At 55.8% G+C, this 9,061-nt stretch carries 6 protein-coding genes, 1 tRNA gene and 1 pseudogene; 4 read left to right on the forward strand and 4 right to left on the reverse strand.

Annotated features, from left to right (window positions below; genetic code table 11):
* Positions 1–66: 66 nt before the first annotated feature.
* The 3 genes from PKC81_RS13635 to PKC81_RS13645 form a co-directional block, all read right to left on the reverse strand.
* Positions 67–143 (reverse strand) — tRNA-Ile (locus tag PKC81_RS13635).
* 67 nt (positions 144–210) lie between these two features.
* The gene (locus tag PKC81_RS13640) at positions 211–1,209 is read right to left on the reverse strand and encodes a polysaccharide deacetylase family protein (RefSeq protein ID WP_324337006.1); all 999 of its coding nucleotides are present in this window, start codon (positions 1,207–1,209) and stop codon (positions 211–213) included.
* A 25-nt stretch (positions 1,210–1,234) separates the two neighbouring features.
* Complete coding sequence (locus PKC81_RS13645) at positions 1,235–2,905, reverse strand: HAMP domain-containing sensor histidine kinase (protein WP_324337008.1); 1,671 nt, start codon at positions 2,903–2,905, stop codon at positions 1,235–1,237.
* A 209-nt stretch (positions 2,906–3,114) separates the two neighbouring features.
* Here PKC81_RS13645 and PKC81_RS13650 point away from each other — a divergent pair, with 209 nt between their 5' ends.
* Positions 3,115–3,588 (forward strand): Lrp/AsnC family transcriptional regulator, encoded by a 474-nt coding sequence (locus tag PKC81_RS13650; RefSeq protein ID WP_298597133.1) that lies wholly within the window; start codon positions 3,115–3,117, stop codon positions 3,586–3,588.
* Positions 3,589–3,642: 54 nt separating this feature from the next.
* Here PKC81_RS13650 and PKC81_RS13655 read toward each other — a convergent pair whose 3' ends face one another.
* A complete protein-coding gene (locus PKC81_RS13655) occupies positions 3,643–4,929 on the reverse strand; it encodes a hypothetical protein (RefSeq protein ID WP_324337011.1) in 1,287 nt (428 codons plus the stop codon).
* A 268-nt stretch (positions 4,930–5,197) separates the two neighbouring features.
* On the opposite strand from PKC81_RS13655, the gene gyrA reads away from it, so the two are divergent.
* The 3 genes and pseudogenes from gyrA to PKC81_RS13670 all read left to right on the forward strand — a co-directional run.
* A complete protein-coding gene (gene gyrA / locus PKC81_RS13660) occupies positions 5,198–7,921 on the forward strand; it encodes a DNA gyrase subunit A (protein WP_324337013.1) in 2,724 nt (907 codons plus the stop codon).
* Positions 7,922–8,000: 79 nt separating this feature from the next.
* The gene (locus PKC81_RS13665; RefSeq protein ID WP_324337015.1) at positions 8,001–8,576 is read left to right on the forward strand and encodes a DUF4145 domain-containing protein; all 576 of its coding nucleotides are present in this window, start codon (positions 8,001–8,003) and stop codon (positions 8,574–8,576) included.
* 163 nt (positions 8,577–8,739) lie between these two features.
* Positions 8,740–9,061, forward strand: a pseudogene (locus tag PKC81_RS13670) (hypothetical protein); the annotation flags it as partial.

The raw sequence follows: 9,061 nt of genomic DNA on the forward strand, positions 1-9,061 counted from the left end.
CTGCGACCCTCTGCTCCCAAAGCAGATGCGCTACCAGGCTGCGCTACTCCCCGACATGGAGCATTATGGTGGGCCCGGAGGGACTCGAACCCCCGACCTAGCCGTTATGAGCGGCCAGCTCTAACCAACTGAGCTACAGGCCCCCTGAGCACCGCGCCGATAGCGGATGCCTGCCTAGAAAGGCAAGCAACAAATCACTACAGACGCAAATCACTTCGGGAAAGCAGCAGCTGTAATGTCGGCGATAGACGATGGCTTTACGCTCCGCTTCTGAAGATGCGTAAAAACCTGCTCCCACCAGGAATAAAATAGCTCGAGTTGCTGTTCCGTGCGCACATAAGGGGTGTGACCTACAGCCAAGGACGGGGAGTGGAACGAAAAAGTCAGCACCGGCAAACCATCGTCAATTGCCAAATCAATAGCTTCGATTGCCTTGTCTGCCGGGATGCCCTCCGGCGTAAGCGCAATTCGTTCCAGCATCCCGCTGCGCGCAAGCGCCGAACGCATGGTTTCCGAACCAAAAACCTGATCGAAAAGCAACGGCCCCATCGATCGGAACAAACCACCAAATAGTGAGGTTACCGGTAACTCCAGTAGACTGCCCGGCTGAACCCAATAGGGCGTCAAAGGACAACGTGCATAATTCGGCCCGCCCTGTTGGCGATAATCAAATAATGACCGCACCGAAGTATCCACACGGATCCCAAGCTCGGCAAGGAACGCCGGGGTGTGGGTCCCTGCCCCGTAACGGCCAGCACGATAGCTATCCGGCTGACAACCTAGCTTTTTCTCTACAATTTCAAAAAGCCTGAACAGCTTTGTTCTCTCCAGATCAGGCGCTAGGTTACATGCATAGCTGTTGTGGACATTGACCTCTTCATCGAAAGGCGGAGTCACCCAAGGATGCAATTGCAATCCGACTTCCGCGACACCGCTGCCAACCAAGCCAGCAAAGAATTCAGCTCCAAAGCCGTCCTGCGCCACCGGATAATCGACAAGATATACCGGTGTGACGCCAAAACGCTCGCATAGTTGCTGGAACGGTTCGATTGAAGAAAGGTGGGTAACGCCATGCCCGCTTCGACTGAAAGGTGCGGACCAGTCAAACTCTTCTTCGGTATCAACCGTTACCAGAAAGCAGGGTGTCGGCTGACCAGAGAGCACTACCGGCGGACCGATTTTCGGAAAGCCTTGAGGATCGGACGACATTGCCACCTCCCCACGCTGTTCCATGTTAATCGCCCCCGATATCCCTGAAATCCATATCGCCATCCTGTACGGCTGGGATAGACAATACTAGACTTTCCTTTTGAAAGCGTAAATCGCCACCGGCTTTTCGCGCCAAATTCCTCACTAGACGAAGTGAAAAACCAAGCCCGAGCAACGGAGAAGATGTATCCGCCGGCTGTTCAAATTCATTATAGGAAGGATCGGTTCCGAAAAGTTGATCGTCTGAAAACTGCCGTAATTTGGCGGGCAGTTCCAAATAGAAAAAATTGGATGCCGTAACCCCGGGTTCGGTCTTGAAGCGTCCGTTCAGGCTTTCACCCTCACTGCAACCCATCATGACAGCGGACAACAGCCTTGAAAAAATGCGCTCTGCCAACGTTCGATCAATGGCAAATGCCCTAACCGGGTCGGCAATTGCCAGGTTCAGCTGGATCCGGTTTTCCTCGCTGACCGGCTCCAGGCGCTCTGCCAATCTTTTGGCAAGCCAGCGACATTCGGTTACGCCCGGTTCAACTTCAAAATTACCCGCGTCCAGACGCGAAGCGACCGACAGGTCCTCAAAACCGGCCAACAAACGTTGCGCATCGGCAAGGATTGCAGCTGCCATCTGCCGATATTCGTTTGAGACCGGTCCGAAAAGCTGTTGCTCGATAATCTCTGCAAATCCGGCTATGGCTCCAAGCGGGGTTCGCAGTTCATGCACGACTTGCTGCATGCCCTCACCACGCTGACGGCGCCATTGCTCGCTCAAAGCATCAGCTTCTGGTTTTTCGGTCAGCTTTGGCCGGCGCATCATGCCACGATAGCCACGGAAACGCCCTGTCATCGGATCGAAAAATGGGGCAGCGCTAATCCGCCAATCTCCATCGACCAATGGGCTGCCCCTTAGCCGCATTCGCGCATTTTCGAGCGGCATGCGCTGACGGAAAGCAGCTGCGCCATAGGCGTCGGGGCCTGGGCCATCGTCATAGGCTGCCCGCGCGATATCCACACCTGCGACCGCACCTCTAGGTATGTCGTCAGCCCAGATGATCGTTCCATTATCATCAGTTTCAAAGCTGAATTCATTAGAGGGCAGAATCTCGTCTTCGGCAAATTCATCGCCGAGTGGCAGTCGCGGCGAATCCCCCGCTTCGCGATCTTTGCGCCACTGTTCAATCCGGCGAACTAAAGCCCCAATCTCTCCCGAGGGTGCCGCTTCGGCTGTACTGGTTGCGGATACCGCTTCGATTGTGCCTTGAATACGGAAATCAGCACCAGACCAACTGTTCAAGGCAAGTTGTGTTTTCTGACCCAAATTCGGCCGGTTTCGTAAAAACCCGCGCGCCCTGACCGGAAGTTCAGGAATCAATTCGCTCCATTCGCTGTCGGAGAGATCCGCGCCGTAAATTGCGGCGGCCGCGATAGCTGGTTCATCGCCTGCCAGCAATTGCACCAGAGGCGCTGACCGTATCCGTCCCGACAGGGCCTGAACCCCGGCGAGTCGCTCTTTTGCATCGAGTGTGCGACCAAGTGCATGCGCGTTGACCAGGCCTTTGGCCACCATTTCGCCGGGAAAGTCGCGCGGATTTTGCGCGAGAATATCGATCAATTGCCGCCATTGCCCGATCCGCGCCGCCTCAGACGAAGTGTCGATATTCTGCAATGCAGTGGCAAGGCGATCGTCTACACGCAACAGGCTTCTTCTGAACGAAAAGGGTTTGGTCCGGTCTATCGATAGCGGGGCATTAGGTGCCGCAAAAGCAGCATTTTCACTGCGTCACACTATGGGACATAGCTTATCCACAATGTTGACAAACCCACCTGTCCGGCTTTGGAACAATTGCAATTGCCTATAATTTTATTTTATGGTTAGCTGTGATCTGGTTAGGGAAATAACATAAAATGGCAGCAATCAGTTTCGATGCGATCGATTTGAAGCTTTTAGCCGAGCTTCAGGAAAATGGACGCATTACCAATGTCGAATTGGCCAGCAAGGTCGGACTAACAGCCCCACCCTGTTTGCGTCGGATGCGCACACTCGAACAATCGGGTGCGATCCGCGGTTACCATGCGGAGGTTGACCCGGCCGCGCTTGGCTATTCGATTATGGTTTTTGCTATGGTTAGTCTCAAGAGCCAAGCGGAAGCCGATCTGCGTGCCTTTGAAGAGCATGTGCGTTCGCTTCCCAATGTCCGTGAATGCCATATGCTAAATGGCGAGATTGACTTCATCCTCAAGATTGTCGCGCATGATCTGCAGTCATTTCAGGAATTCCTGACATCGCAATTGACCGCCGCTCCGAATGTTTCGAGCGTAAAGACATCGCTGACGATCCGGACAGCCAAAGATCAGCCTGGGGTTCCCATATCGGATTAAAAGAAAAGGGCCCACGCAACCGCGCCGGCCCTCTTCATCACTTTTGGCGCTGGGTTATGCTGCAGGTACAGCTGCCTGCTGGTCGATGTAGATATTCCAATATTCGGCTATACCCTTGCGCTTTGTTCCCGTGATTTTGGCTAATGCAGCCTTTGCTCCGGCCCAATCCTTCAGGTAGACATTGGCAATCGCAAGATTTGTAAGTGCACGGTCGGTCTGATCAATACCATCGCGATCGACGATGCCACCCTTTGACAGTGCGGCCTCATACATGGCTTTCGCGCGGCCATATTGAGCGAAAGACAACAGAGCGTCGCCGGTCAGCATGGCAGAATATCCCTTGGGCGCGGCCAGAGCGGCTTTTTCGTCTTGCGCCCACGTTCCCGAAAGCTCGGGGATCAGTTTCTGTGCGCTCGAGTAGATTTCCGAAAAGGTCAGATTGCTCTTCGAAATCGTACCCTTGGCAAAGCCTTCGTCCAGCACTGCTGCCACTTCGGCGGGATAGCGGCGTGCATCGGCATATTCGACATATTGTTTGAACTCATGCTCAAACATCAGCGCCTTGTTCAGACGCGCCAGACGTAGGAGCGACAGCGACTCGAGATTGTCGAGATCGGCGATCCGCTGATACTGGAACAGGGCATCGTGATAGGTTTCGGGGCGCGGGTCGACCTTGATCATTTCCTTGCCCCAATGAAGGATCTGGGTGTTGTCCTTGGCGCGGCTGGCGTAATTCAACGCCTGCGCATACCATTGCGGATCGGGTTTTCCGCCTGCAGCCTTGGTCGCTTCAACTGCCTTGCCAAGCCAGTTGATGGCCTCGCCATAATTATTCTGCAGGCGATAGGCGTTCGAAATCTGGACCTCTGCATTGCTGCCGCGATAGCCCATATTATAGGCTTCGAGCATCTTTGTGGTCGCGGTAGGATAATCTTTGTCGTTGTAGAAATAGAGCGCCTGCTGGAAGGCATATGCAGGTTTCATCTCTGCCGGTGCCACGCCGCTTTCAACGATAAGGTTGACGCCCTTGCGCTGCATTGACGCGTCTTTCATCTGGCTTCCCAGATTGAAGGCGAAAACGCCTGCTTCGAAACGATCATCTGCATTCATGATGGCCGCTTCAACCGCCGGGAAAGCCGCCGCGGCAGCAGCCAAATCCTTCTTCTTCGCCAGTGCATCAACAGCAGGCGCATAGGCCTTCTGGAATTCCTTGGAAAAGTTGCGTTTAACCGGCTTGGCGGCTTCTGCTTTTTTCTTGTCGTCCTTCTGCGCATGAGCAGCAGGCACAGCAACAAATGCACCCAAAGCAAGGGCAGCGGCAAATTTCGAAATGCGATTCATTCTACTCTCCAACTAGAAAACAGACCGGCCAATCGCACAAAAGGCGGCCCTGATTTGCCGCCATCCTTACGCGCCTCGCCCATGTTTCGCAATCGGGATAGCGGGTCGCAGATGAATTCTGGTTGAATGTATTTGTAAACTATCCCCATCGCCCCGAATCTGTGGATAAACTGGTGAAAAACGCGCAATTTAGGGGTGCTCGGGTGGCTATTTCCGGCCCGCTGGGCTAGGGTTTGCCGATACAGAAAAAAATAAGGATTTTTGCGGCGTGAGCGAAGAGATCGAACCGATCGAACCCACTGATATTTCCCCGGTAGACATCGTCGACGAAATGAAGTCGAGCTATCTCGACTATGCCATGTCGGTGATCGTTGCCCGCGCGCTGCCCGATGTGCGCGACGGGTTGAAGCCTGTGCATCGTCGTATCCTGTTTGCAAGCCAGGAAGGCGGCTTTGTCGCCGGGCGTCCGTACCGCAAATCGGCGAAGATCGTCGGCGACGTGATGGGCAATTACCACCCGCATGGCGACAGCGCGATTTATGACGCGCTTGCCCGCATGACGCAGGATTGGTCGCTGCGCGTTCCTTTGATCGATGGTCAGGGCAATTTCGGTTCGATGGATCCCGACCCGCCAGCGTCGATGCGTTACACCGAGGCGCGGCTGAAAAAGGTCGCCAATGCGCTGCTGGATGATCTCGATAAGGACACGGTCGATTTCCAGCCTAACTATGATGGCTCGCGACAGGAGCCGCAGGTCCTCCCTGCCCGCTTCCCTAACCTGCTCGTCAACGGCGCGGGCGGCATTGCGGTCGGCATGGCGACCAACATCCCGCCGCACAATCTGGGTGAAGTTATCCGCGCCTGCCTCGCCTATATCGAAAACCCCGCGATCACGATCGACGAACTGATCGAGATCATCCCGGCCCCTGATTTCCCGACCGGTCCGCTGATCCTTGGCCAGACCGGTGCGCGCAATGCCTATCGCGATGGCCGAGGCTCGATCGTGATGCGGGCGCGGCACGAGATTGAAGAGGGCAAAGGTGACCGCCGGTCGATCGTACTCACGTCCATCCCCTTCCAGGTCGGCAAGTCCGGCCTCGTCGAAAAGATCGCCGAAGCCGCGAAAGACAAGCGGATCGAGGGCGTTTCCGATATCCGCGACGAATCAAGCCGCAAGGGCGTCCGCGTCGTCATCGATCTGAAGCGCGATGCTACCCCTGAAGTCGTGCTCAACCAGCTCTGGCGGCACACCCCGGCGCAGTCCAACTTCCCGGCCAACATGCTCGCCATCCGCGGCGGCCGGCCCGAAGTGCTGACACTGCGCGACTTTATCGAGGCCTTCATCCGCTTCCGCGAAGAAGTCATCACCCGCCGCACCAAGTTTGAACTGAACAAGGCCCGTGACCGCGCGCATATCTTGCTCGGCTTGGTCGTTGCGGTGACCAATCTGGATGAAGTGGTGAAGATCATCCGCGGTTCGTCCTCCCCGACGGTCGCGCGCGCTGCATTGATGGCGCGCGAATGGCCGGTTGCGGAGATTGCGCCCTATATCAAGCTGGTCGAAGCGATTGAGACCGAGGTGGAGGGCGATACCTATCAACTGTCAGAAGTCCAGGTCCGCGCGATCCTCGACTTGCGCCTCCACCGCCTGACCGCGCTGGGCCGCGACGAGATTGGCGATGAGCTCAAGAAACTGGCGCTCGAGATCGAGGAATATCTCGCCATCCTAGGTGACCGGGTGAAGCTCTACGCGGTGATGCGTGAGGAACTGGAGGCCATTGACCGCGAATTTTCCACCCCGCGCCTGTGCGAAATCGCACCCAGCTGGGATGGTCTTGACGATGAAGACCTGATGGAACGCGAAGAGATGGTCGTCACCGTCACCCATGGCGGCTATATCAAGCGCACCGCGCTCGCCACCTTCCGCGCGCAGAACCGCGGCGGCAAGGGCCGTGCGGGCATGGCGACCAAGGATGAGGATGCCGTCACCGAATTGTTCGTGACGAGCACGCACACCCCGGTGCTGTTCTTCTCCAACATCGGCAAGGTTTATCGCCTGAAAGTCTGGCGCCTGCCCGAAGGCGGGCCGTCGACCAAGGGCCGCCCGATGGTCAACCTGTTGCCACTCGGCGAAGGTGAAGTCATCTCGAACGTCCTCACCCTGCCTGAGGATGAAGCCGAATGGGGTGGCCTTTCGGTCGTGTTCGCAACCGCCAAGGGCTATGCCCGCCGCAACAGCATGGATGCGTTTGCGAATATCCCCTCGAACGGCAAGATCGCGATGAAGTTTGAGGGCGAGGATGCCGATGACAAGCTGATCGGCGTTGAACTGCTGACGCCCGACGACGATGTTCTGCTCGCAAGCCGCGCGGGCAAGGCCATCCGCTTTGCCGCCGACGACATCCGCGAATTCCAGAGCCGCGCCTCCACCGGCGTGCGGGCGATGAAGCTCGCGAAAGGTGACGAGGTTATTTCCCTGTCGATCCTGAAACGCGTCGGCACCACGCCGGACGAGCGTGAGGACTATCTCCGTTTCGCCCCATGGAAGCCAGAGAAGGAGGGCGAACCCACGCTTACCCCGGAACGCATGGCAGAGATGGAGGCGAAGGAGCAGTTCATCCTCACCGTCTGCGCCAATGGCTATGGCAAGCTGTCATCGGCCTATGGATATCGGCGGACGGGTCGCGGTGGTCAGGGGATCACCAATATCGACAATATCGAACGCAACGGGCCCGTCGTGGCTAGCTTCCCCGCGACCAAGGGCGATCAACTGATGCTGGTGACCGACCAGGCCAAACTGATCCGTATGCCGCTGGATAGCCTGCGCGTTCTGGGCCGCGGGACGGCTGGGGTGCGACTGTTCAATGTCGATGACAATGAACATGTTGTTGGGGCGGCCCGGATTGAGGAGAGTGAAGAGGGGGAGGAGAGCCAGCAGATTAGCGACATTGACAATGTTGCATCGAAGCAAGGTGACGTGGCAGGCGAGTGAAGTCGGTTTCGGAGAACAATACATGCAATCCAACGGAATTGTTCCACCCTCACACAAGAGCGCTGCTTTTACATGCCCCATGTGTGGTGTACTTGCTACGCAATTTTGGAATGAGTTATACAAAAAGGACTATAGCGGTAATTATTCCGCTACTAAAGCTACAGTTTCAAGATGTTTGAACTGTACCCAGTCAATGCTTTGGTGGGAAGAGCGATTGGCTTCGCCATCGGTTTCTACCGTTGCTATAGGGCACAGCGACCTTCCAGAAAATATTAGGCTAGTTTACGATGAAGCAAGAGACGTTTTTAGCGTTTCTCCGCGTGCAGCTGCTGCGTTATTGCGACTAACTATACAACTTCTATGTGAGCATTTGGGTCAAGACTCATCAAATTTGAATACCGCTATCGGGAATTTAGTTAAAGAAGGACTTCCAATTCGGGTTCAGAAAGCTCTAGATACGGTTCGGGTGATTGGAAATCATGCTGTCCACCCCGGACAAATAGAAATCAACGATGATGCAGATTCAGCGACTGCGTTGTTTGCTTTGATCAATTACGTCGTGGAAAGACTAATTTCAGAACCAGCAAAGATAGATGAACTATTTGAGAATTTGCCGGACAGTGCCAAAAAAGCAATCGAACGAAGAGATGCTTAAAACATAATAGAAAATAGCTCTGGCGATTAAATCTACTTTTCTAAACCAAATTCTTCGTGCCTTTGCGTGAAACAAATTGGGCGCTCCCGGCCCTTCAAATCTCCGCTGTCCTACACGCCCTCCCCCAGCCTATGCCCTGTGCCTTTTTGGAAAGGACAGGATCATGAACCACCCCTCCCCCCTCCGCCACGATAGCGACGCCAAGCTGCCCGCCGCCGCCTATCTCCGCTATGAAAGCCGCGCCGATGGCTGGAGCCCGGGGCGGCAGGCGGCGTTTTTGTCGCATCTCGCCGACAATGGCTTGGTCGAGGATGCGGCGCGCAGTGTCGGGATGAGCGTCGGGGGTGGCTATTCCCTGCGCCGCACCGCGCGCGGCTATGCCTTCAATCTGGGGTGGGAGGCCGCCCTCATTATCGCGCGGCGGGTGATATCCGACCGGCTGATGACCGCCGCGATCAAGGGTGAGGAAGCGCGCTGGGTGCGTG

This window comes from Sphingorhabdus sp. (genome assembly GCF_035329025.1).
In the GTDB taxonomy this organism is placed as follows: domain Bacteria; phylum Pseudomonadota; class Alphaproteobacteria; order Sphingomonadales; family Sphingomonadaceae; genus Sphingorhabdus_B.

Bases quoted from the DNA above. Each gene is read 5' to 3' on its own strand.
- PKC81_RS13640 (WP_324337006.1), bottom strand. From the start codon at position 1,209: ATGTCGTCCGATCCTCAAGGCTTTCCGAAAATCGGTCCGCCGGTAGTG.
- PKC81_RS13650 (WP_298597133.1), top strand. From the start codon at position 3,115: ATGGCAGCAATCAGTTTCGATGCGATCGATTTGAAGCTTTTAGCCGAG.
- PKC81_RS13665 (WP_324337015.1), top strand. From the start codon at position 8,001: ATGTGTGGTGTACTTGCTACGCAATTTTGGAATGAGTTATACAAAAAG.
- PKC81_RS13655 (WP_324337011.1), bottom strand. From the start codon at position 4,929: ATGAATCGCATTTCGAAATTTGCCGCTGCCCTTGCTTTGGGTGCATTT.